This window comes from Serratia sp. HNCC26DJ244 (assembly GCF_057180565.1).
In genome coordinates, this window is the sequence record NZ_JBXUGO010000016.1 from 83,100 (window position 1) to 105,417 (window position 22,318).

Here is a 22,318-nt window from a genome sequence, read left to right on the forward strand (position 1 = left end):
TATTAGGCGTTTTTACTTCTAATCCTGCACTCGTTAAGTTAAAAAGCTGTTCGAATTTTATAACTTATTATTTTATTGTATCTATTTTATTACACGGGGTACCTAGATGTTTCATCTCGATACTTATGGCACATTAGTCGCGGCCACGTTGGTTCTGCTCCTAGGTGGCAAATGCGTACGCTCTATTCCTCTACTTAGACAATACACGATACCTGCCCCCGTCGCTGGTGGTCTGCTGGTAGCAGTAGCGCTACTGGTGATGAAGAAAGTAGCCAACTGGGAAATCAGCTTTGACATGTCGCTGAAAGACCCCCTGATGCTGGCCTTTTTTGCCACTATCGGTTTGAATGCCAACCTGGCTCGATTGCGAGCGGGGGGCAAGGCGTTAGTCATATTCTTGTTCGTCGTGATTGGGTTGCTAGTGGTACAAAATGCCATCGGTATCGGTATGGCGACAATGTTGGGCTTGGATCCATTGATGGGTCTGATTGCTGGTTCAATTACCCTTTCTGGTGGCCATGGTACCGGTGCAGCCTGGAGTAAAGTGTTCATTGAACGCTATGGGTTTGAGAATGCGACTGAAGTAGCGATGGCTTGCGCCACCTTCGGTTTGGTTCTCGGCGGGCTGATTGGTGGCCCAGTGGCCCGTTATCTGGTGAAGAACTCCGCAACCCCAGAGGGAACGCCAGAAGACAGTACACAGCCGAGTGGGTTTGAAAAGCCGGAAAGTGCTCGCTTGATTACCTCACTGGTGATGGTGGAAACCATCGCCATGATTGCTATCTGTTTAACCGCCGGGAATTTTGTCGCTGGTTTATTGAAAGGTACCGCGTTTGAACTTCCCATCTTCGTTTGTGTCCTGTTTATTGGTGTGATCCTCAGTAACACCCTGTCAGCCACCGGCTTCTACACCGTCTTTGAGCGGGCAGTGTCGGTATTGGGCAACGTCAGCCTGTCGTTGTTCCTGGCGATGGCGCTGATGAGTCTACGTCTCTGGGAATTGGCCTCATTGGCCTTACCGATGCTGGCCATTCTGGCAGTACAGACGTTGGTGATGGCGCTGTATGCCATCTTTGTCACCTACCGCGTGATGGGTAAAAACTACGATGCTGCGGTGCTGGCTGCCGGTCACTGTGGTTTTGGTATGGGGGCGACCCCAACGGCCATCGCCAACATGCAGGCGATTACTGACCGTTTCGGTCCTTCACATCTGGCATTCTTAGTGGTACCGATGGTTGGAGCGTTCTTTATCGATATCGTCAATGCCATCATGATTAAGCTGTATCTGACGTTGCCGATGTTCTCTGCAGTTAGCTAAATCCCCTTGGTCGGTTACCCGTCGTCCCTTGATTGGCGACGGGTAAATATCAGCAAGTCCTTGGCTGTTAACTTATTTCTTCAATCTTCTGCCAAAACATCTTTATCCAAGATAACGTTTGATTCTGCAGGCAATACCATAAAAGTCCCTTCGAACACCGCCCCCTTATCATCGCCACCGAATAAGTGTACCTCTGCCTGCACCCGCGCCCGACGGCCTTGTGCCAAACGAGCCAGGTCACCGCTCAGCGAACTGAGATCAGCCACTGCCCGGGGCCGACCAGTGACAGGTTTGCTATAACGAATATGGGCATCTGCCAGAATAATGGTTCCACCCAGTTGGCGTTCACGCAGTAGCAACCAGATTAGCCCCCAGCCAGTCAAGGTTGCCAAAGAAAATAAGCTCCCGGCAAACAGGGTATGGTGCGGATTCTGATTGCCAATCTCTGGCATCGTGGTGACAAAACGTTGACCCGTATACTGGCTGATACGCACACCCATTTTTTCACTGAGAGGAATATGTTGATACCAGGCTTGTTGTAACTGCCCGCACCAATCGGGGCGATGTAAAATATCATCCAGTGTCGCCACGGGCTTAATCATCAGGTAATGGCGGAGAGGCGTGGTTTGTGGCGTGGTAATTTCACCTTGATTAACAAACCCCAATTTGGCAAAAAAGTCGACGGCATCTTCGCGAGCACTACAAACCACCCGCTTAACCCCTTCCTGACGCGCTACCGACTCCAGCGTCATCGCCACCAAGGTCCCCAGCCCCTTATCTCGCACCGTGGAATCCACCGCCAGGAAACGAATCGCCGCTTCATTATCAGCATTGATAGATAAACGCCCTATCGCCACAATACGGTCATTCTCGTCCACCACCATTTGGTGATGTGCCATCGCATCGTAGGCATCCTTTTCTGACCCCATTGGCTGGTGCAATGGCTTACGCAACATTTCCCAACGAAACTGGTAATAGTCTTTCAGTTCTTGCTCTGTCACAGGAACGCGCAAGTGATACATAGCGGTCTTCTCTCTCATCATGCTTAAACTTGCAACCAGAACGTCACCGGCCCATCGTTTACCAACGCCACTTTCATATCGGCGGCAAACTCGCCAGTCTGTGTGTCCACACCACGTTCACGGCACAGACCAACAAAATAGTGATATAACTGCTCGGCATCGCCAGGTGCTGCGCCACGGGAGAAGCTGGGGCGCATACCTTTTTGAGTATCTGCCGCCAAAGTAAACTGCGATACCACCAGCACACTGCCTCCCACTTGCTGCACATTGAGATTCATCTTGTCATTCTCATCAGCAAAAATACGGTATCCCAACACCCGCTCACACAAACGCTGTGCTTTCTGTGGGTTATCATCTTGCTCAACCCCTAGCAACACCAACAAACCGCCATCGATCTTAGCGATAACTTCCCCTTCTACCGTAACACTGGCATTTAATACTCGTTGAATTAACGCAATCATACAGCCCCTTCCTGCTGTTATTTTGGCTCTAGTTCTACTCTTTGCTGGCGGTATTGACGATACTCACCCAAGGTTACGGTGATTTCAGCACCGAGTAAAACGATACACCAGCTCCAATAAACCCACAGGAATAAAATCGGGATCACGGCCAACACGCCATAGATCAGTTGGTATGAGGGAAACATCGTGACATAAAACGCAAACCCTTTTTTGCCCAGTTCAAACAACACCCCAGCGACCAGCGCCCCAACCAGTGCATCTCTAGGGGGGACGCGCAAGGTGGGCACGATACTGTATAGCAACCAGAAAGAGACCCATGACAGAAGCAAGGGGAAAACACGCAGTACTTCATCCACCAAGCTATTGACCCCGGTTTGCACTAACCAGGTCTGCGAAAGCAGATAAGAGCTGATGGCCATACTGGCCCCCACCAGCAGCGGCCCCAACGTCAGCACCATCCAGTAAACCGCAAAAGAAAACACCATTGAACGTTTGTTCTTACTGCGCCATATGGTATTTAACACCGTATCTACCGAAGAGATCAGCAATAACGCAGTGATAATCAGACCACAAATCCCCACTGCGGTCATCTTGTTGGAGTTGGCAACAAACTGTTCAAGGTAACGCTGAATGACATGACCGGCAGCAGGCATAAAATTGGAAAAAATAAAATTTTTCAGTTGAATACTGATATCAGCAAACATGGGGAAAACAGCAAACAAAGCGAACACCACGGTAATAAGTGGTACCAATGAAAGCAGAGAAACAAAGGCCAGATGTCCCGCCAACATGCTCAGGCCATCAGCATCAATACGCTTAATCAGTAATCGCCCAAAGGTCACACTTGGTTTAAGCGCCGATGGGAGCTTTTTGCGGCGGAAAAATGACATATACACTCCTGATGTCAGCGTCTACCCTATGGGTTTCAAGTTGCAGCCAGACAGGCAGCCAACTCATCACCTAGAGTTTACTACCAAAAATAGGGGACATAGTGGCTTCGCAGGGAGAACCTCACCCATAGGCAGGCAATCTCTGCGCATAAAAGACGGTTAGGTATACCTTGAGCTTAACCGATGGCCATCATTGCGCAAAATACGCTGGAATAATCTGACGATCTGTCACTTGCACCCCCTCAATACCCAGTGCTTTGGCTGCCGCCACATTGGCCGCGACATCATCAAAAAAGACCGCCTGATCCGCTGGGGTATTTTCCGCCTTGAGCACATATTGATAGATATTGGCATCAGGTTTACGCATACCGATATCCTGCGAAAGGTAAAGATGGTCAGCCGCTTCTGCCACCTGAGGGTAGTGTTGTGGCCAGTAATCACAGTGTAGGCGATTGGTGTTCGATAACACCACCACGCGGTGCCCTTCACTACGCAAACGGTGCATGATGTCGATCACTTCTGGTCGCAAGGAAACAAATACTGCCTGCCAACCCGCAGCAAACTGCTCGAAACTGAGTCCAATGCCCATTTCTGCGCACAGTTTTTCCGCAAACTCTTCATCACTGACTTCACCACGTTCGTGCTGCTGAAATATTTCACCCATGCTAAAACGATCAGACAACGTGGCCAAGGGTACGCCACTTAAGTTGCTCCATACGCCCAGTACACGCTTGAAATCGATATCGACAATCACATTACCTAAATCAAAGATATACAGCATAGTCCTCTCCTGGTGAGTGGGTAATATTTTACTCTAACGGGAAAAGTTGAAGCTGAACAGGGAGAAAAAAGGAAAAGCACAGATCATGCGGCAGAAATAGGAAAATAACTCAGGGCGCAATATGCGCCCTAAGCATCGGAGGTTAAACCTCTTTAGAAGTACGGCTCGCGCGTCTGCGATCGTTTTCCGTCAAGTGACGCTTACGGATACGAATTGAGGTAGGTGTCACTTCGACCAGTTCATCATCATCAATGAACTCCAGTGCTTGCTCCAGAGACATCTTGATAGCAGGAACCAGTGTCGTCGCTTCATCCGTACCAGAAGCACGCATGTTGGTCAGTTTTTTACCGGTCAGGCAGTTAACCGTCAAGTCGTTAGAGCGTGAGTGAATACCGATGATCTGGCCTTCGTACACTTCAGCACCATGACCCAGGAACAGCTTGCCACGATCTTGCAGGCTGTACAGGGCAAAGGCGACGGCTTTACCTTGACCATTGGAAATCAATACACCGTTCTGGCGCTGGCCCACTTCACCTGGGCGCACATCGTCGTAGTGGCTGAAGGTGGAATACAGCAGACCGGTACCGGAGGTCATGGTCATAAACTCGTTACGGAAACCGATCAAACCACGGCTTGGGATCACATAGTCCAGACGTACACGGCCTTTACCATCGGGATCCATATTTTTCAGGTCAGCTTTACGCTCACCCATCGCCTGCATCACCGAACCTTGATGCTGCTCTTCAATATCCAGTGTGACGTTTTCGAACGGCTCTTGTTTGCGACCATCGATTTCACGGAAGATAACTTTCGGACGTGAAACCGCCAGTTCAAAACCTTCACGACGCATATTTTCGATCAACACCGATAAGTGCAGCTCACCACGGCCTGAAACACGGAATGCATCCGCATCTTCAGTTTCTTCAACACGCAGCGCAACGTTATGTACCAGCTCTTTCTGCAGGCGCTCAAGGATTTGACGAGAAGTAACGTACTTACCTTCTTTACCACAGAATGGAGAGGTGTTGACGTTAAAGAACATGGTGACGGTAGGCTCATCAACTGACAATGCTGGCAACGCTTCAACCGCATTCACATCACAAATGGTGTCGGAGATATTCAACTCACCCAGACCGGTGATCGCAATAATGTCACCTGCTTCAGCAACACTCGCTTCGATACGCTCCAAGCCCATATGAGTCAGCACTTTACCAACTTTACCACTACGGGTTTTGCCATCACTGTCGATAACGGTGATTTGCTGGTTAGGCTTCACTTTGCCGCGCTTGATACGGCCGATGCCGATAACACCCACGTAGTTGTTATAATCCAGTTGAGAGATTTGCATCTGGAATGGGGCATCCTGCTCAACCTGAGGAGCAGCTACGTGATCAACAATGGCCTGATACAACGGGGTCATATCTTCAGACATCTCGTTATAGTCAGTACCTGCGATCCCCAGCAATGCTGATGCATAGATAATCGGGAAATCGAGTTGTTCGTCGGTTGCATCCAGATTAACGAACAGATCAAAAACCTGATCCACCACCCAATCAGGGCGCGCACCAGGACGATCGACCTTATTAATCACCACGATCGGTTTCAGACCATTGGCGAAGGCTTTCTTGGTCACAAAACGGGTTTGCGGCATTGGGCCATCCATTGCATCCACAACCAGCAGCACCGAGTCAACCATCGACATCACACGCTCAACCTCACCGCCAAAGTCGGCGTGCCCTGGGGTATCGACGATATTGATACGATAGTCTTTCCAATTAATGGCGGTATTTTTTGCGAGAATGGTAATCCCACGCTCTTTCTCCAAATCGTTGGAGTCCATTACTCGTTCAGTTGCTTCCTCACGCTCTCCGAAGGTACCGGATTGTTGTAGCAGCTTGTCAACCAGGGTAGTTTTCCCATGGTCAACGTGGGCAATAATGGCGATATTACGCAAATTTTCGATCACAGCTTTGCCTCAGGCATTAGAAATAGCGCGCTATTGTACACGTATTAAGCGAGGGACTAAACAAGATCACAACACTCTCTTATAAACAACTGTGTCTAGACTGGTTTGTGATCACATTCACGATGAAAAATTCAACAATTGGATACATTTCGCCCCGTTGTAGTGCCCCATTTCACCTTTTTTGCACCACATTAGTGCATCCCATCACTAATGGTGCATACTGCAGAGAGGCAAAAACCGCGCTAACAGGCGATTATTGCGCCATTAAAAAGTTGGCACGGTTTTCGCTTAATCTAGATCATCGAGCGAAATCCGTCAGGTTACACAGATTCGTTCCACCACGACAATGATAAATCCGGGAGAGTTAAGTATGTCCGCTGAACACGTTTTGACGATGCTGAATGAGCATGAAGTGAAATTCGTAGACCTGCGTTTCACTGATACCAAAGGTAAAGAACAGCACGTTACCATCCCTGCTCATCAGGTAAATGCCGACTTCTTCGAAGAAGGTAAAATGTTTGACGGCTCCTCAATCGGTGGTTGGAAAGGTATCAACGAATCTGACATGGTGCTGATGCCGGATGCCAGCACCGCCGTTTTAGATCCTTTCTTTGAGGAGTCCACGCTGATTATTCGCTGTGACATCCTTGAACCTGGCACCATGCAAGGCTACGACCGCGACCCACGTTCCATTTCTAAGCGTGCAGAAGACTTCCTGCGCTCTTCTGGTATTGCTGATACCGTGCTCTTTGGGCCAGAACCAGAGTTCTTCCTGTTCGATGATGTTCGTTTCGGTAGCAGCATCCGCGGTTCCCATGTCAGCATCGACGACATTGAAGGTGCCTGGAACACCAGCACCAAATACGAAGGCGGCAACAAAGGTCATCGCCCAGCAGTTAAAGGCGGTTACTTCCCAGTGCCCCCAGTTGACTCGTCACAGGACATCCGTTCTACCATGTGTTTGACCATGGAGGAGATGGGGCTGGTAGTTGAAGCGCATCACCACGAAGTGGCAACCGCCGGTCAGAATGAAGTGGCTACCCGCTTCAACACCATGACCAAGAAAGCTGACGAAATCCAAATCTACAAATATGTCGTACACAACGTGGCTCACGCCTTCGGCAAAACCGCGACATTTATGCCAAAACCGATGTTCGGCGATAACGGCTCTGGGATGCACTGCCACATGTCGTTGGCCAAGAACGGCAATAACCTGTTCGCTGGCGACAAATACGGCGGTTTGTCTGAAATTGCACTGTTCTATATTGGTGGCATTATCAAGCATGCTAAAGCGATTAACGCCTTGGCTAACCCAACCACCAACTCTTACAAGCGTCTGGTCCCTGGCTATGAAGCACCGGTGATGCTGGCTTACTCTGCCCGTAACCGTTCTGCCTCCATCCGTATCCCGGTGGTAGCCAGCCCGAAAGCACGCCGTATCGAAGCGCGTTTCCCAGATCCAGCGGCTAACCCTTACCTGTGCTTTGCCGCACTGCTGATGGCCGGCCTGGATGGCATTATCAACAAGATCCATCCTGGCGATGCCATGGACAAAAACCTGTATGACCTGCCACCAGAAGAAGAAGCTGAAATTCCAAAAGTTGCAGGTTCACTGGATGAAGCCATGGCTGCACTGAATGAAGACCGTGAATTCCTGACCCGTGGTGGGGTATTCACTGACGACGCTATCGATGCCTACATCGAACTGCGTAAAGAAGAGATGGATCGTGTTCGTATGACGCCACACCCAGTTGAATTTGAACTGTACTACAGCGTTTAAGTCATACACGCGCGGTCTATTGATCGCGCGTCTTACTCTATTTTTCCGTTTTTTTGTTGCCGTGGAAACTTTTCGCCCATCTTCTGATGGGCTTTTTTCGCCACGCTATGTTCTGCAAAACGGTTTCATACCCCAACAGTCAGAAATAATGTAGGATTAAGTGCACTAAAAAAGTGCAGAAAAGTGCTTTACCCGATAGATTCTAAGCTGCAACTCAATAGTAATCAGACAACAGATTGACTAACTGCTGATTTAAACAGCACTTGCGCTAGCCCCAAGGGTGAGCATCAATAATCAGATTCACCATCCTCTGGAATTTGCTCTGCCAGGTAACAGAGGGGCAAGGATATGTATGGCAACTGATAAGCTACCCGATGCAGGGCAAATCCTTAACTCTCTTATCAACAGTATTCTGCTGTTGGATGACCGATTAGCCATTCGTTACGCCAATCCCGCAGCACAACAGTTACTGGCGCAAAGTTCTCGTAAACTGTTCGGTACCCCATTACCGGATTTACTGAGCTATTTCTCACTAAACATCGAGATGATGCGTGAGAACCTCAATAGTGGCCAGGGTTTTACCGATAACGAAGTCACCCTGGTTATCGACAGTCGCGCACATATTCTCTCCTTAACGGCGCAGGTTTTACCTGAGGGTTTTATCCTGATGGAGCTGGCACCCATGGATAATCAACGCCGCCTAAGCCAGGAGCAATTGCAGCATGCCCAACAGGTCGCCGCGCGTGATTTAGTCCGCGGGTTGGCCCATGAAATCAAAAATCCATTGGGTGGCCTGCGCGGTGCAGCACAGTTGCTAGCCAAGGCTCTGCCCGACCCAGTATTGACGGAATACACCAAGGTGATCATTGAACAAGCTGACCGGCTGCGTAACCTGGTGGATCGCCTGCTTGGGCCACAACGCCCAGGGCAATACGTTACCCAAAGTATTCACCAGGTGGTGGAGAGAGTTTGTCAGTTGGTGTCATTGGAAAAGCCAGATAATGTCGCATTGGTACGGGATTACGACCCCAGTCTGCCAGAACTGGCACATGACCCAGAACAAATTGAGCAAGTACTGCTCAATATCACCCGTAATGCCCTGCAGGCGCTAAGTGAACGCGGTGGCACCATTACGCTGCGCACCCGTACTGGATTTCAAACAACGCTGCATGGCAACCGCCACCGATTAGTGGCTCGCATCGATATTGAAGATAACGGCCCCGGTGTCCCGGCACAACTGCAGGATACCCTGTTCTATCCCATGGTGAGTGGTCGTGAAGGGGGTACCGGCCTGGGACTCTCCATTGCCCGTAGTCTTATCGATCAACATGGCGGGAAAATTGAATTTAACAGTTGGCCAGGGCATACCGAATTCTCGGTTTACCTGCCTATTTGTAAGTAGAGGTCTGTATGCAACAAGGGATAGCCTGGATTGTCGATGATGATAGCGCCATCCGCTGGGTGCTTGAACGGGCGCTAACAGGAACCGGTATCAGTTGTACCACTTTCGACAATGGCAACGCAGTGTTGAGCGCATTGGCAACACAAACCCCAGATGTGTTGTTGTCGGATATCCGCATGCCAGGGATGAATGGCCTGGCCCTGCTCAAGCAGATAAAACTGCACCATCCCCTGCTTCCTGTCATCATCATGACAGCGCATTCAGATCTGGATGCAGCAGTCAGTGCCTATCAGGAAGGCGCGTTTGATTATCTGCCAAAACCCTTTGATATTGATGAAGCGGTAGCGTTGGTAGAACGAGCCATCAGCCACTATCAGGAACAACAACAGCCTGTCCGCCCGCCACCCACCAGCGATCCCGTGGCGGATATTATTGGTGAAGCACCTGCCATGCAGGATGTATTCCGTATTATTGGCCGCCTATCACGCTCATCCATCAGTGTCCTGATTAATGGTGAGTCAGGTACCGGTAAAGAGCTGGTTGCCCATGCGTTGCATCGCCATAGTCCGCGAGCTAAGTTGCCCTTTATCGCCCTCAATATGGCCGCCATCCCGAAAGATCTCATTGAGTCAGAGCTATTCGGTCACGAAAAAGGGGCATTTACCGGTGCCAATCAGATCCGTCAGGGGCGTTTTGAGCAGGCGGATGGCGGGACGCTATTCCTGGATGAGATTGGTGATATGCCACTGGATGTGCAAACTCGCCTGTTACGCGTATTAGCTGATGGCCAATTTTACCGTGTAGGTGGTTATGCACCGGTAAAGGTGGATGTTCGTATCATTGCCGCGACCCACCAAAACCTGGAACTGCGCGTGCAGGAAGGTCGGTTTCGCGAGGATCTGTTTCACCGCCTGAATGTGATCCGCGTACATCTGCCACCATTACGGGAACGCCGTGAAGATATCCCACGCCTGGCTCGCTATTTTCTGCAAGTTGCCGCGAAGGAGTTGGGGGTTGAGGTAAAAAACCTGCACCCGGAAACTGAAGCCGCTCTCACTCGCCTGCCTTGGCCAGGTAATGTTCGTCAGCTAGAAAACACCTGCCGCTGGCTAACGGTGATGGCCGCTGGGCAAGAGGTATTGGTTCAGGATCTGCCCAGTGAACTCTTTGACACCACGCCCGCTGAATCCGCTAATCATAACCAGTCGGTCAACTGGGTAACGCTGTTGGCGCAATGGGCCGACCACGCGCTACGTTCGGGTCATCAAAACCTGTTATCTGAAGCACAACCAGAAATGGAACGTGCGCTACTCACTACCGCCCTGCGATACACCCAAGGACATAAGCAGGAAGCAGCTCGCTTACTGGGATGGGGTAGAAATACCTTAACGCGTAAGCTGAAAGAGTTGGGAATGGAATAAGGGCCCACGATGCATGATTAAAAACACCATAGATGATTAAAAACGCAATCAAGCGCACAAAAAATCGGCAAAAATAGTCTTTACAGGACCAGTGACAGCAGTATGATCGGGTCACAAATTCCGGAGGCTTGTGATGCTGGATTCATTTATCGTTTTTATTACTCAAGGGGCAGACGTCAGTTCTGCCGTCAGCCATACACCGCTGACCGCCGTGGCCGCCTTACTGTGTGCCACCCTGATCAATTTCTTCAGTTAAAAAACAGCCACCATGGCAGCGGTTGTTTTATACCTGTAGCCATTCAAGCGGCAGAAAGATTAACTGCAGCTTGAATAAGCTTGGGTTGAAACATTAGATAACGCGTGAAAACTGTTGAGCACGCGCCTGTTTGCGCAGATAAATATCAAAGCACATGCAAATATTTCGGATCAACAAGCGCCCACGTGGTGTTACCCGAATTCCTTGATCATTGCGCTCCACCAGGCCATCACGTTCAAAGGGGGCCAGTAATAACAAGTCAGGCGCAAAATAATCAGCAAACTCGATGCCATGTAATTGCTCAATGGGTTGATAATCGAGCTGGAAATTACAGATCAGTGTTTTAATCACATCACGGCGCAAACAGTCGTCCGGTGTCATTGTCAGGCCGCGCCATAAAGCATTACCGCTCTCTTCCACCTGCGCATAATACGTTTTCAGCTCTTTTTGGTTCTGCGCGTAACTATCGCCCAGCATACTGATGGCGGAAACCCCCAACCCCAGGAGATCGCTTTCTCCTTGTGTGGTGTATCCCTGGAAATTACGATGCAATTTGCCTTCACGTTGGGCGATAGCCAGCTCATCATTGGGTCGAGCAAAGTGATCCATACCAATAAACTGGTAGCCTGACTCGGTCAGTGAAGTGATAGTTTGTTGCAGAATATCCAGCTTTTGTTGCGCACTCGGCAAGTCAGCATCTTTTATTTTGCGTTGAGCAGGGAACAGATTAGGTAAATGGGCGTAATTAAACACACTCAAACGATCCGGATTCAACTCTGCTACGCGCTGTAAAGTAAAGGCAAAACTCTCTGGGGTCTGCTTTGGCAGGCCATAGATCAGATCGATATTGGTGGAATTGAACCCTAGCGACTTGGCCCGAGCGATCAGGGCAAAAATAAACGCTTCATCCTGCTCACGGTTAACCAGACGTTGCACTTCCTTGTTAAAATCCTGTACCCCCATACTCAAACGGTTAAAACCTTCATCACGCAGGTGGTCCAGCACATCCAGTTCAATCTCTCGCGGATCTATCTCAATCGACATTTCCGCATCCGGCTGAACATCAAAGTGCTGACGCAGCATGGCCACCAGCCGGCTGATTTGCCGCTTATCAAGATAAGTGGGCGTACCGCCACCCCAATGTATCTGGCTCACTTTGCGGCCATTAAACAGCGGGGCACGAGCAATAATCTCCTGCTCCAGCACCGTCAGATATTCATCCGCTTTATGGGTTTGGCGTGTCACCAGTTTGTTACAGCCACAGAAGTAACAGAGCTTATGGCAAAATGGAATATGCACATAAAGCGAAAGCGGGCGCTCAGGATAACGCACAGCAGCATGTTGGAACGCAGTTTCATCATAGCTCTGATTAAACTCCAACGCTGTAGGGTAGGAGGTGTAACGGGGGCCTGAATAGTTATATTTTTGTATTAAGGCTAAATCCCAGACTATTGTCTGTTCTGACATGCTTACTCCTTTCGATATTTTTTTCTACCGAGCCGGGAAATGGGCAACTGCGTGCATTGTCTGACCGCAGAAGCACGGCGAAAGCGCGCCTGACGTTTCGATAGCCGCCACAGTTTACCGGATAACCACAGTAGATAACATGTCAATAACAAGGCTATCACTGGGATCAGCCACATACAGGATTAACTACCCTTCAATAGTTTCAGGATATCTTCCTGTTTCTCGTCATCTTCGTCTTCATCACCCAATTCAATGCCCAACTGTTGCATCAGTTCATCAATACGATCCAGAGTCTGATCGACATACTGCTGATCTTCAGCGCTTAGGGTTGCACCAATATCGAGACGATCAAGCAATGCATCCAGACGCTCATCATTTTCCAGTTTGCTGAGTTCTTCCTCGGGAGAGAGACGGGGTTTGTCTTCTACTTTCTGCTTGGGTTGAGGTTTTACCTTCGCTTTAGCTTCAACCACTAACGCTACTGGCACTTTACTGCCAATACGGGGATCTTTGGGTTGGGCCCCAGTCTTATTTTTTTGGTTAGCAGACTCAACCTGAGTCCGCGAACCAGAAGCATTGCCACGACGTTTTTTCACATGCTTACGCTCACGAGCTTCTTGATCAAGCTCCATACGGCTTTTCTTTTTACTTTTTGACGTCGCCACACTGCTACGTGGAACGCGAGGGGCTTTTGATGGCTGATTCATGGTTTATGCTCTCAGGGGATCTGGATTCAGTATATACCCAAGTTTACTGTTGCCGGCTACGGCTACTTGAATGAACCTGAATAAAGTAATGCGATACGATTGTGGCGGAATCTAGCAGAAAGCCAACAAAGAAAAAAGGCAGCAGGTATAACCTGCTGCCTTTTCCCCACCTTCAACTGAAGGATATACTGATTATGCACTCCATGCATACACTCAACATCCCGGTCTTTCCATTTGCAAAAACGCATTCCCTGCAACAATGTTCTTCATCCTGAAGAAAGAATCGTCCATAGCGAAATCCGTTTACAACCACTCGTCCTGAGTGCGCTTCCTGCGGGCATCCTGATTGCCGTTACTGAGTTATCCCTAAGCTATTCATACCTCTGGTACAAACAATCGCACTCCTTGCGACAATGTTCTTCATCCTGAAGAAATAACGTCCATGACAAAATCCGTTTACAACCACTCGTCCTGAGTGTGCTTCCTGCGGGCATCCTGATTGCCGTTACTGGATTATCCCTATCCCCTTAGTACAAAACTCCCTCTAACATCATCCTGTCACTCATTGCACACCTTGTGCACTCCCTGAGATTTATCACCCTTCCTGGATGTTCCTGTTTCCTTCGCGTCCTGCGATGAAAGCTACTTTACGCTTTTATGGATTACGCTCAAGCCACCTACCATTGGCTTACAGTGATATTTTTTCCATAATAAATACAATATATTGTTTTTTAACAAAAAAATAAAAAATCACCATCAGATAAAGCGATATTGCCGCCTCTTCTAATGGCAAATGTCTTACACAACCGATACCGTTTTATACCGAAGTTGATGCAAGCAAATAAAGAGACCTGGCAAGGTTGCTTGAATGATCCCCCCTTTTTATCGCCGATACAGTTATAATCACCCACCAGATAGCCATCTATCCTCACGGAGACGAAAAATTTTGACCAGCAAGAATTACAATTATCATGTGACCCATTTCGTCACCAGTGCACCCGATATTCGCCACCTTCCCGCTGATGAAGGTATTGAAGTTGCATTCGCTGGTCGTTCCAATGCGGGTAAATCCAGCGCACTCAATACCCTGACCAATCAAAAAAGCCTGGCACGTACCAGTAAAACCCCGGGCCGAACCCAACTCATTAATCTGTTCGAGGTTGAAGAAGGTATCCGCTTGGTAGACCTACCAGGCTATGGTTATGCGGAAGTACCGGAAGAGATGAAGCGCAAATGGCAACGCGCACTAGGTGAATACCTGCAGATGCGTAACTGCCTGAAAGGCTTGGTGGTGCTGATGGATATTCGCCATCCACTGAAAGACTTGGATCAACAAATGATTCAATGGGCTATCGATGTTGGCACCCCGGTACTGATATTACTGACCAAAGCGGACAAGCTAGCCTCTGGCGCGCGTAAAGCGCAACTGAATATGGTACGCGAAGCGGTATTACCGTTAATGGGGGATATCCAAGTAGAAGTTTTCTCCTCCCTGAAAAAAATCGGCGTCGACAAACTGAGTCAAAAGTTGAATACCTGGTTTAATACTATCCCCCCTGAAGTGTTACCCGAGGAAGATATTGCTGGGGAATAATCACATAGTAAAAACAATGCATAGACACTAGTTATCAATCTAGGCACACAGATCTACGCGCTACGTTATTTGGTTATCCAATTACACTTCCGACAACCACACGTCAAAAAACAATAAAAAAACGCCCCAGTCAATACTGACTGGGGCGGCTAAATATTCAGCCAAATCCGATTACGTGAAGTAAAAGGTCTGAAAGATAGAACATCTTACCTCTGTACCCTACGTCTGTAACTTTACCTCATTTTTTTAAGCTGTAAAAGATTTTTTGTAGTTTGCTTACAGGATTTGAAGCGTAAGGGGAGTTGTTTTGCAGGAAAACCAACAAAAAATGTAACTAAATAACAAAAAACAGTTAAATTATCACCTGTTAGCAAAAGATATTGATTCCTGGCTCAGCTTATCAGCCCATTCACTGACTGTTATTCACTGACTATTGTATACCCGTCACATTCAAGCTGCAGGAGTGAGCTGCAACTTGAACAGTTCCCCTATGATGCCGACAATCAGTGGGCCTCATCCCAATTTTTGCCAATACCGATTTCCACTTTAAGCGGCACCGCCAACTTCATACTTCCTTCCATCAGCTCATGAATACGTTGGCTGGCTGCTTCAATCGCCGATTGATGGACTTCAAACACCAGTTCATCATGTACCTGCATAATCATACGTACCAGCGGCGTCTCTTGCCCTTGTAACCAAGCATCCACCTCGATCATCGCGCGCTTGATGATATCTGCAGCAGTACCTTGCATCGGAGCATTAATCGCCGCCCTTTCAGCCGCCTTGCGGCGCATACCGTTGCTGGAGCGCACATCTGGCAGATAGAGCCTGCGACCATCAAGGGTACTCACATACCCCTGTTCCTCCGCTTGTTGCCGTGTTTGTTCCATATATCTCAGCACGCCAGGATAACGCTCGAAATACAGGTCCATATAGCGCTGGGCATCACTACGCGAAATCCCCAACTGACGGGCCAAGCCAAAAGCACTCATCCCGTAGATCAAGCCAAAATTGATGGCCTTGGCACTACGACGTTGCTCATTGGTCACTTTATCCAACGCCAAGCCAAATACCTCTGCCGCCGTTGCCCGGTGAATATCTTTACCGTCGGCAAACGCTTTCAACAACCCCTCGTCCTGAGACAAATGGGCCATGATACGCAATTCAATCTGCGAGTAGTCGGCAGCAACAATGCAATAACCTTCTGGCGCAATAAATGCCTGACGAATACGGCGACCTTCATCATTACGTACCGGGATATTCTGCAAATTTGGATCACTGGAAGAAAGGCGACCTGTAGCAGTAACAGCCTGATGATAAGAGGTATGTACTCGACCGCTGACCGGATTGATCATTAGTGGCAGTTTGTCGGTATAAGTGGTTTTAAGTTTCGCTAAACCACGATATTCCAGGATCACTTTAGGTAATGGGTAATCCAGAGCCAGTTCAGCCAACACCTCCTCATTGGTAGAAGGTGCACCACCAGGAGTTTTTTTCAGAATCGGTAACTTTTGTTTTTCATACAAAATAGCCTGTAATTGCTTGGTGGAAGCCAGGTTAAACGGTTCCTCTGCCAACTCATGCGCCTGTACCTCAAGCTCGGCCAAACGTTTGGTCAGTTCTTTTGAGTGGGCCGCCAGAATATTGGGGTCAATCAGAACACCGGTTCGCTCTATATGAGAAAGCACTGGCAACAGTGGCATTTCAATCTCATTGAATACTTTTAGCAAATCTGCCTGTTCTTTTATCTGTGGCCACATCACTAAATGCAGTTGCAGCGTGACATCGGCATCTTCCGCAGCATAAGGAGCCGCCTGTTCAAGGGCGATTTGATTGAAAGTCAGCTGATTTTTACCCTTACCCGCGATCTCTTCAAAAGTAATGGTTTTATGACCCAAATAGCGATCAGCCAGGCTATCCATATCGTGTCGACCACTGACACTATTGAGTACATAAGATTCGAGCATGGTATCGTAAGCAATACCACGCAAGTCGATGTCATAACGTGCCAATAAACTCTTATCAAACTTCAGGTTCTGCCCAACCTTGAACGCTTTTTCATCTTCTAATAGCGGTTTCAACGTTGCCAGTACATAGTCCCGATCCAGCTGTGGTGGGGCATCCAGATAATCATGTGCAACGGGCAAATAGGCAGCCACTCCGGGCTCAATAGCAAAGGAGAGACCAATCAGATTGGCAGTCAGCGTATCCAGACCGTCTGTTTCGGTATCAAAGGCAAAAACATCCGCTTTTCTTAGGCGTTGCAACCAATCAGCAAACGTTTCCTCATCAAGGATTGTGACATAGCCATCCTGTGATAAGGTTGCTTCCACGGTTGCTCTTGGCTCCTCCACAAGAGCGGCAGCTTTTACTGCACTTTTTGCCTTGTGACTGGATTTATTGTCTAACCAGGAACCCGCTTCAACATCAGCCATCCAGCGCTTAAATTCGTAGCGTTTAAACAGCGCCTGCAGTTGATCGACATCTGGTGAACGAACCGTAAGCTCATTACAGTGAATATCCAGCTCTACATCAGTTTTTATCGTTGCCAGTTTGTAAGAGAGATAAGCCAACTCTTTATTCTGTTCCAACTTGGCCGCCATGGTCTTGGCACCACGAAAACTTAGCGTAGCAATACTGTCAAGGTTGGCATAGAGCACATCCAGCCCGCCTAGCTCTTGTAGCAATGCCTGTGCGGTTTTTTCCCCGACACCGGGTACACCAGGAATGTTATCTGACGAGTCACCCATTAGCGCCAAGAAGTCGATAATCAACTCAGGGGGAATACCGTATTTATCACACACCCCCTGAGGGCCAAGAATGGTGTTATTCATGGTATTGATCAACGTGATATTAGGCGTTACCAATTGCGCCATATCTTTATCGCCAGTGCTGATCAGCACGGAGTGTCCCGCTTTTTCTGCCTCTTGAGCCAAAGTACCAATAACATCATCAGCTTCCACACCTGGCGTAACTAATAGTGGTAACCCCATGGCTTTAACCATCTGGTGCAGCGGTTCTACCTGTGCACGAAGATCATCTGGCATTGGTGGCCGATGTGACTTGTATTCGCTAAACAACTCATCACGGAAGGTTTTCCCTTTGGCATCAAACACCACCGCAACATGGCTCGGCGTATACTGCAGCAGCAGACTACGCAGCATATTCAGCACCCCGTACATCGCCCCGGTAGGCTCACCGGATGAATTGGTCAACGGTGGGAAAGCATGATAGGCGCGGTAAAGGTAAGAGGAACCATCTACTAATATCAGTGGGTTTTCTGCAATCTGGGCCATAGTATTTCTTTTTCGTTAAAAGGACTGGGGTAAGCATGCCATAGCTGGCCGCTGCTGACGAATCTTAGCGTACATTATGCGTAAATTAACCAGGATTATGTGATAAAACTCGCAAGCTGAAATCTGTGGATAAGTTTGTGAATAAATTAAATAATAATTTATAACACTCAGCCTATCATTATCACCTTAAATAAAAAAACCAATACAAATCAAAGTAGTGTGATTTTGCTCTTTATTATTTAATGTACTCATTCCTTTTGAGATATTTGTGGATATATCACCAGGTTTATTCAGAAAGTAAATCAATTGAACGTAATAAGCTGACAGAAAATAAGTGAATTATTCACGCAGCTATTTACTTAAGATAACCAGCAGCCACCATTTAGAGATAGGCTGTGTCGGCGCTGAAACGCATTGCCGTTGTAGAGGCTTGGTTGTTATAGAGGCTTAGTTGTCAGGATTGAATATTAGGCAGGAATTCCAATTTTGGCTGAATGCATTACGGCAGGAAAAAGATCATCTACTTGATAAACCCGAACGTCAATAAAGTTAAAAAAAACGCCGGATTAACCGGCGTGATAAAAATCATTCAGTTTACTGTTGCGCAAGCAAGAATTTAACAACATCAGCAAATTGCTGCCCTAAAGTATCCGTAGAGCTAGCATCAAGACCTTCGGTTCTCACCATGTATTTGCCATTAACAAATATCGCCGGAACACCTCGTAGTTGTAAATCATCTGCCGCCTTTTGTTGCTGAACGACCAACGCTTTTACCACAAAGCTATTTAATGCAGAATCATACTGCTCTGCAGATACGCCAGCATTGATAAAGACATTACGGATATCATCTGGCGTTTTTAAGGTTTGCTTCTTATGGATAGCATCAAACATTGGCTGGGTAATTTTATCTTCAACCCCTAAAGCCATGGCTACCGCCCAAGCTTGGGTCACTTCTTTACCTAATGGACCCAGAAACTCGACATGATACTTGGTCATCTTTGTTCCTTCTGGCAGTGATTTTTTCACTGTGTCAGAAACATGATAAACCTCTTCAAACTGATAGCAGTGTGGGCAGTAAAAAGAGAAAAACTCCAGCACCTTCGGCTCACCCGGCACTGGATTTTTCAAGGTGATATATTGCTGACCATCACTGAATTGCGCAGCAGAAACACTGAATGCCATCAGCATGCCAACAAGTGCCAAGTAAATTTTTTTCATAAGACCAAATTCTCCATCATGTTAATACGTCAATACATTGGCATTAGCTGCAAAGGAGGTTCCTGCAACAGCTTCACCTGTTCTGTAAATGTTTTCACCTGAGTTAACCAAAAATCAGGCTCAATCATCCACGGAAAATTTTTAGGAAACGCGGGATCCTGCCAGCGACGAACCACCCATGCCAGATAATACACCATCCGCATGGCCCGTAATGGCTCAATCAATGCCAACTGACGGCGATCAAACTCGGCAAATTCCTCATAAGCTTCCAGCAAAATATTTAACTGTAGTTGTTGTTCCTGACGATTACCATGCAACAACATCCATAAATCCTGTACTGCGGGCCCATTTCGCGCATCGTCAAGATCGACAAACAACGGCCCATCGCGCCACAATATGTTGCCCGGATGGCAGTCACCATGCAAACGCAACGGTTGCCAGTCTAACTGCCAATGCGGTTTAATCGCCGCAATCAGAGTATCTGTGGCCTGTAAAAAAATATCGCGCTGCGATTTGGGTAGCAAATCACAGGCTGCAAGAACCTGCTGCGGTGCCGTGAGATATTCTTCAACCCCAATGGTAGGCCGCTCGACAAACAGATTTTCACTACCTACCAGATGAATATGGCCAAGATATCGCCCGACCCACTCTAACTGTTCAAGATTATCTATCTCATACTGCCGGCCACCTACACTGGGAAACAGCGTAAAAAAGAATCCTGCATGAGTATGTAAGGTCTTCCCTCTTAACATAAGTGGTGTTACCACCGGTATGTCGTTTTGAGATAAATCACAAGAAAATTGGTGTTCTTCCTCTATTTGCTCCTTACTCCAACGTTCTGGCCGATAAAATTTCACTACATAACGTTTACGGTCTTCATCCATAAACTGATAAACGCGGTTTTCATAACTATTCAGTGCTGTTAGCCCGGAATCGATACGCAAACCTATCCCCTCTAAGGCATCCATAATCAAATCAGGAGAAAGCGTTTCAAAATTAAATACAGCGTTGTTCATAACAACCATTCAGTTTATTAGATAACAACAACAGGCCAAGCATGAAAACCCTCGTACTTGGGTATATACCCATCACCATTCAAGCGGCAAGGGGCTGGCATTCCCAACGCATCCAAGTCAATGGATAAGCAAGCTTCAAGAACTTCACTGCGTTGCCACCTATCTGCATCTTAAACGGTCTTAGGTGTAAATTTTAATCTTTTATCACACCACGAGCGCGTAGCAGTGCCGTTTTGAAATCGTCTTCATAATCCTTTTTCAAACCTGGGATCTGCTCACTACCCGCACTACCGCGCATTTTAAGATGATAGATTAAAATATCATCACTTAAATCAGCCAGATCACCATGAAAACCCGCTTCTTGTGCCAACTTTTGTAAAAACTGTATCAGATTGAGGTCTGGATCCTGTTGCCAGGCTGGCTGCAATAGCTCAATCAACTCATTTAGGCGGTGCGTTTTCATATCAATATCATCCAATGAAACTGTTAGACCCACAAAGTAGCAGGCTTGTACGCACAGTGAAAGATCCTGCGTGTCAATAAAGGTAAATCCTGCTGTCAGCAAGGCTTTAGCGTTACAATCAAGACATGAGTAATAAGGTAGGATGATGATAACTATGTATGCAGAAATAACCGGTGTACTTCTCGCTGGCGGTCGCTCTACACGAATGGGTGGACAAGACAAAGGCTTGATTCAACTTGGTGATAAAGCCTTATACCAGCATGTATTGTGTCGGTTAACCCCACAGGTTAATCAGATTATCATCAGTGCAAACCGTAATCTGCAATCTTATAAGAAAAGTGGATGCCCAATAGTCAGTGATCTAACTACAGACTATCCGGGCCCTTTAGCGGGGATCTTAGCGGGTCTCATCAACGCCAGTACCGAATGGATTGTATCAGTACCTTGCGATGTGCCAGATTTCCCTCTCAATTTGGTGGAGCACTTATGGCTGAATAAAGGGAGTTCCTTGGCAGCCTATGCCCATGATGGCGAACGCAATCACCCTACCTTCGCCTTATTACATACCAGTCTGGCAGCAGATTTAAATCATTATCTGGCACACAATGAACGTAAGTTGATGCTGTTTATGGCTAGCGTTAATGCACGACAGGTGGTGTTTAACGGGCAACAAAGTGCATTCCGTAATTTGAATACGCCTGGGGATTGCCAGCAATGGTTACAGGAATCCGGGAGACAACAATAATGGGTACATTACCACCTTTGTTGGCTATTGCTGCCTACAGCGGTACCGGCAAAACAACGTTACTTAAACAACTAATCCCATTACTGGGACAACAACAGATCCGTGTTGGCCTTATAAAACATACACATCATGATATGGACGTGGATACACCAGGTAAGGACAGCTACGAATTACGTAAAGCGGGTGCCGCTCAAACACTAGTGGCCAGTGATCGGCGTTGGGCATTGATGACTGAGATGCCGGAAGGACAGAGTTTAGATTTAAACTATCTAGCGGGCAGGTTCGATAGTAATAAAGTTGATTTAATCCTGGTTGAGGGATTTAAGCATGAACAACTGAGTAAAATTATTCTCTACCGCGAAGCGGTTGGTAAGCCACTTTCAGATATGCTGGATAAATATGTTATTGCTGTAGCCAGTGACACAAGGATTGAAGGCATCGCACCATGGCTAGATATCAATCAACCGGCAATGATCGCCTTATTTATTGCCCAATGGCTTGAATCAGAGAAGCGA

20 protein-coding genes are annotated in these 22,318 nt (G+C 47.7%); 8 read left to right on the forward strand and 12 right to left on the reverse strand.

Annotated features, from left to right (window positions below; translation table 11 throughout):
* The first annotated feature begins 106 nt into the window (after nt 1–106).
* Nucleotides 107–1,318, forward strand: coding sequence for a sodium/glutamate symporter (gltS, locus tag AC2A06_RS13480; protein WP_484380623.1), 1,212 nt, complete (start codon nt 107–109; stop codon nt 1,316–1,318).
* Nucleotides 1,319–1,398: 80 nt separating this feature from the next.
* Here the strand turns inward: gltS and fabY are convergent, their stop codons facing one another.
* The 5 genes from fabY to typA all read right to left on the reverse strand — a co-directional run bounded on the left by fabY (nt 1,399) and on the right by typA (nt 6,438).
* Nucleotides 1,399–2,340: a fatty acid biosynthesis protein FabY gene (gene fabY / locus AC2A06_RS13485; protein ID WP_484380636.1), complete on the reverse strand. Its 942-nt coding sequence runs from the start codon at nt 2,338–2,340 to the stop codon at nt 1,399–1,401.
* A 23-nt stretch (nt 2,341–2,363) separates the two neighbouring features.
* Complete coding sequence (dtd, locus tag AC2A06_RS13490) at nt 2,364–2,801, reverse strand: D-aminoacyl-tRNA deacylase (RefSeq protein WP_023490396.1); 438 nt, start codon at nt 2,799–2,801, stop codon at nt 2,364–2,366.
* Between the two features lie 17 nt (nt 2,802–2,818).
* The gene (locus AC2A06_RS13495; RefSeq protein ID WP_484380624.1) at nt 2,819–3,691 is read right to left on the reverse strand and encodes a virulence factor BrkB family protein; all 873 of its coding nucleotides are present in this window, start codon (nt 3,689–3,691) and stop codon (nt 2,819–2,821) included.
* Nucleotides 3,692–3,881: 190 nt separating this feature from the next.
* Nucleotides 3,882–4,472, reverse strand: a complete 591-nt coding sequence (gene yihX / locus AC2A06_RS13500; RefSeq protein ID WP_484380625.1) for a glucose-1-phosphatase — start codon at nt 4,470–4,472, stop codon at nt 3,882–3,884.
* Between the two features lie 142 nt (nt 4,473–4,614).
* Nucleotides 4,615–6,438, reverse strand: coding sequence for a ribosome-dependent GTPase TypA (gene typA / locus AC2A06_RS13505; protein ID WP_023492695.1), 1,824 nt, complete (start codon nt 6,436–6,438; stop codon nt 4,615–4,617).
* Between the two features lie 370 nt (nt 6,439–6,808).
* Here typA and glnA point away from each other — a divergent pair, with 370 nt between their 5' ends.
* The 4 genes from glnA to AC2A06_RS13525 all read left to right on the forward strand — a co-directional run bounded on the left by glnA (nt 6,809) and on the right by AC2A06_RS13525 (nt 11,297).
* Nucleotides 6,809–8,218, forward strand: coding sequence for a glutamate--ammonia ligase (glnA, locus tag AC2A06_RS13510; RefSeq protein WP_037386753.1), 1,410 nt, complete (start codon nt 6,809–6,811; stop codon nt 8,216–8,218).
* Between the two features lie 352 nt (nt 8,219–8,570).
* Nucleotides 8,571–9,620, forward strand: a complete 1,050-nt coding sequence (glnL, locus tag AC2A06_RS13515; protein WP_484380626.1) for a nitrogen regulation protein NR(II) — start codon at nt 8,571–8,573, stop codon at nt 9,618–9,620.
* Between the two features lie 8 nt (nt 9,621–9,628).
* Nucleotides 9,629–11,041, forward strand: a complete 1,413-nt coding sequence (gene glnG / locus AC2A06_RS13520) for a nitrogen regulation protein NR(I) (protein ID WP_484380627.1) — start codon at nt 9,629–9,631, stop codon at nt 11,039–11,041.
* Between the two features lie 133 nt (nt 11,042–11,174).
* Nucleotides 11,175–11,297 (forward strand): YshB family small membrane protein, encoded by a 123-nt coding sequence (locus AC2A06_RS13525; protein ID WP_023489863.1) that lies wholly within the window; start codon nt 11,175–11,177, stop codon nt 11,295–11,297.
* A gap of 93 nt (nt 11,298–11,390) precedes the next feature.
* Here the strand turns inward: AC2A06_RS13525 and hemN are convergent, their stop codons facing one another.
* Entirely contained in the window at nt 11,391–12,764 is a 1,374-nt protein-coding gene (hemN, locus tag AC2A06_RS13530) for an oxygen-independent coproporphyrinogen III oxidase (RefSeq protein WP_484380628.1), read from the reverse strand.
* 182 nt (nt 12,765–12,946) lie between these two features.
* Entirely contained in the window at nt 12,947–13,471 is a 525-nt protein-coding gene (yihI, locus tag AC2A06_RS13535) for a Der GTPase-activating protein YihI (protein WP_484380629.1), read from the reverse strand.
* Between the two features lie 946 nt (nt 13,472–14,417).
* Here yihI and yihA point away from each other — a divergent pair.
* Nucleotides 14,418–15,065 carry a ribosome biogenesis GTP-binding protein YihA/YsxC gene (gene yihA / locus AC2A06_RS13540; RefSeq protein WP_023492840.1) on the forward strand — a complete coding sequence of 216 codons (648 nt, stop codon included), beginning with the start codon at nt 14,418–14,420 and terminating at the stop codon, nt 15,063–15,065.
* A gap of 157 nt (nt 15,066–15,222) precedes the next feature.
* Here the strand turns inward: yihA and spfP are convergent, their stop codons facing one another.
* The 5 genes from spfP to AC2A06_RS13565 form a co-directional block, all read right to left on the reverse strand.
* A complete protein-coding gene (gene spfP, locus AC2A06_RS13545; RefSeq protein ID WP_071892919.1) occupies nt 15,223–15,270 on the reverse strand; it encodes a small protein SpfP in 48 nt (15 codons plus the stop codon).
* Between the two features lie 298 nt (nt 15,271–15,568).
* Nucleotides 15,569–18,361, reverse strand: a complete 2,793-nt coding sequence (polA, locus tag AC2A06_RS13550; protein WP_484380630.1) for a DNA polymerase I — start codon at nt 18,359–18,361, stop codon at nt 15,569–15,571.
* A 594-nt stretch (nt 18,362–18,955) separates the two neighbouring features.
* Nucleotides 18,956–19,579, reverse strand: coding sequence for a thiol:disulfide interchange protein DsbA (dsbA, locus tag AC2A06_RS13555; protein WP_037384400.1), 624 nt, complete (start codon nt 19,577–19,579; stop codon nt 18,956–18,958).
* Between the two features lie 29 nt (nt 19,580–19,608).
* A complete protein-coding gene (locus tag AC2A06_RS13560) occupies nt 19,609–20,595 on the reverse strand; it encodes a serine/threonine protein kinase (RefSeq protein WP_484380631.1) in 987 nt (328 codons plus the stop codon).
* 193 nt (nt 20,596–20,788) lie between these two features.
* A complete protein-coding gene (locus tag AC2A06_RS13565) occupies nt 20,789–21,058 on the reverse strand; it encodes a YihD family protein (protein ID WP_037384405.1) in 270 nt (89 codons plus the stop codon).
* A 154-nt stretch (nt 21,059–21,212) separates the two neighbouring features.
* Here AC2A06_RS13565 and mobA point away from each other — a divergent pair, with 154 nt between their 5' ends.
* Together mobA and mobB are read left to right on the forward strand one after the other, a co-directional pair.
* The gene (gene mobA / locus AC2A06_RS13570) at nt 21,213–21,803 is read left to right on the forward strand and encodes a molybdenum cofactor guanylyltransferase MobA (protein WP_484380632.1); all 591 of its coding nucleotides are present in this window, start codon (nt 21,213–21,215) and stop codon (nt 21,801–21,803) included.
* A partial coding sequence (mobB, locus tag AC2A06_RS13575; RefSeq protein ID WP_037384391.1) for a molybdopterin-guanine dinucleotide biosynthesis protein MobB occupies nt 21,803–22,318 on the forward strand: 516 nt, incomplete at its 3' end. The genes mobA and mobB, both read left to right, overlap by 1 nt.

Bases quoted from the DNA above. Each gene is read 5' to 3' on its own strand.
- gltS (WP_484380623.1), top strand. From the start codon at position 107: ATGTTTCATCTCGATACTTATGGCACATTAGTCGCGGCCACGTTGGTT.
- fabY (WP_484380636.1), bottom strand. From the start codon at position 2,340: ATGTATCACTTGCGCGTTCCTGTGACAGAGCAAGAACTGAAAGACTAT.
- dtd (WP_023490396.1), bottom strand. From the start codon at position 2,801: ATGATTGCGTTAATTCAACGAGTATTAAATGCCAGTGTTACGGTAGAA.
- AC2A06_RS13495 (WP_484380624.1), bottom strand. From the start codon at position 3,691: ATGTCATTTTTCCGCCGCAAAAAGCTCCCATCGGCGCTTAAACCAAGT.
- yihX (WP_484380625.1), bottom strand. From the start codon at position 4,472: ATGCTGTATATCTTTGATTTAGGTAATGTGATTGTCGATATCGATTTC.
- glnA (WP_037386753.1), top strand. From the start codon at position 6,809: ATGTCCGCTGAACACGTTTTGACGATGCTGAATGAGCATGAAGTGAAA.
- glnL (WP_484380626.1), top strand. From the start codon at position 8,571: ATGGCAACTGATAAGCTACCCGATGCAGGGCAAATCCTTAACTCTCTT.
- glnG (WP_484380627.1), top strand. From the start codon at position 9,629: ATGCAACAAGGGATAGCCTGGATTGTCGATGATGATAGCGCCATCCGC.
- AC2A06_RS13525 (WP_023489863.1), top strand. From the start codon at position 11,175: ATGCTGGATTCATTTATCGTTTTTATTACTCAAGGGGCAGACGTCAGT.
- hemN (WP_484380628.1), bottom strand. From the start codon at position 12,764: ATGTCAGAACAGACAATAGTCTGGGATTTAGCCTTAATACAAAAATAT.
- yihI (WP_484380629.1), bottom strand. From the start codon at position 13,471: ATGAATCAGCCATCAAAAGCCCCTCGCGTTCCACGTAGCAGTGTGGCG.
- polA (WP_484380630.1), bottom strand. From the start codon at position 18,361: ATGGCCCAGATTGCAGAAAACCCACTGATATTAGTAGATGGTTCCTCT.
- dsbA (WP_037384400.1), bottom strand. From the start codon at position 19,579: ATGAAAAAAATTTACTTGGCACTTGTTGGCATGCTGATGGCATTCAGT.
- AC2A06_RS13560 (WP_484380631.1), bottom strand. From the start codon at position 20,595: ATGAACAACGCTGTATTTAATTTTGAAACGCTTTCTCCTGATTTGATT.
- AC2A06_RS13565 (WP_037384405.1), bottom strand. From the start codon at position 21,058: ATGAAAACGCACCGCCTAAATGAGTTGATTGAGCTATTGCAGCCAGCC.
- mobA (WP_484380632.1), top strand. From the start codon at position 21,213: ATGTATGCAGAAATAACCGGTGTACTTCTCGCTGGCGGTCGCTCTACA.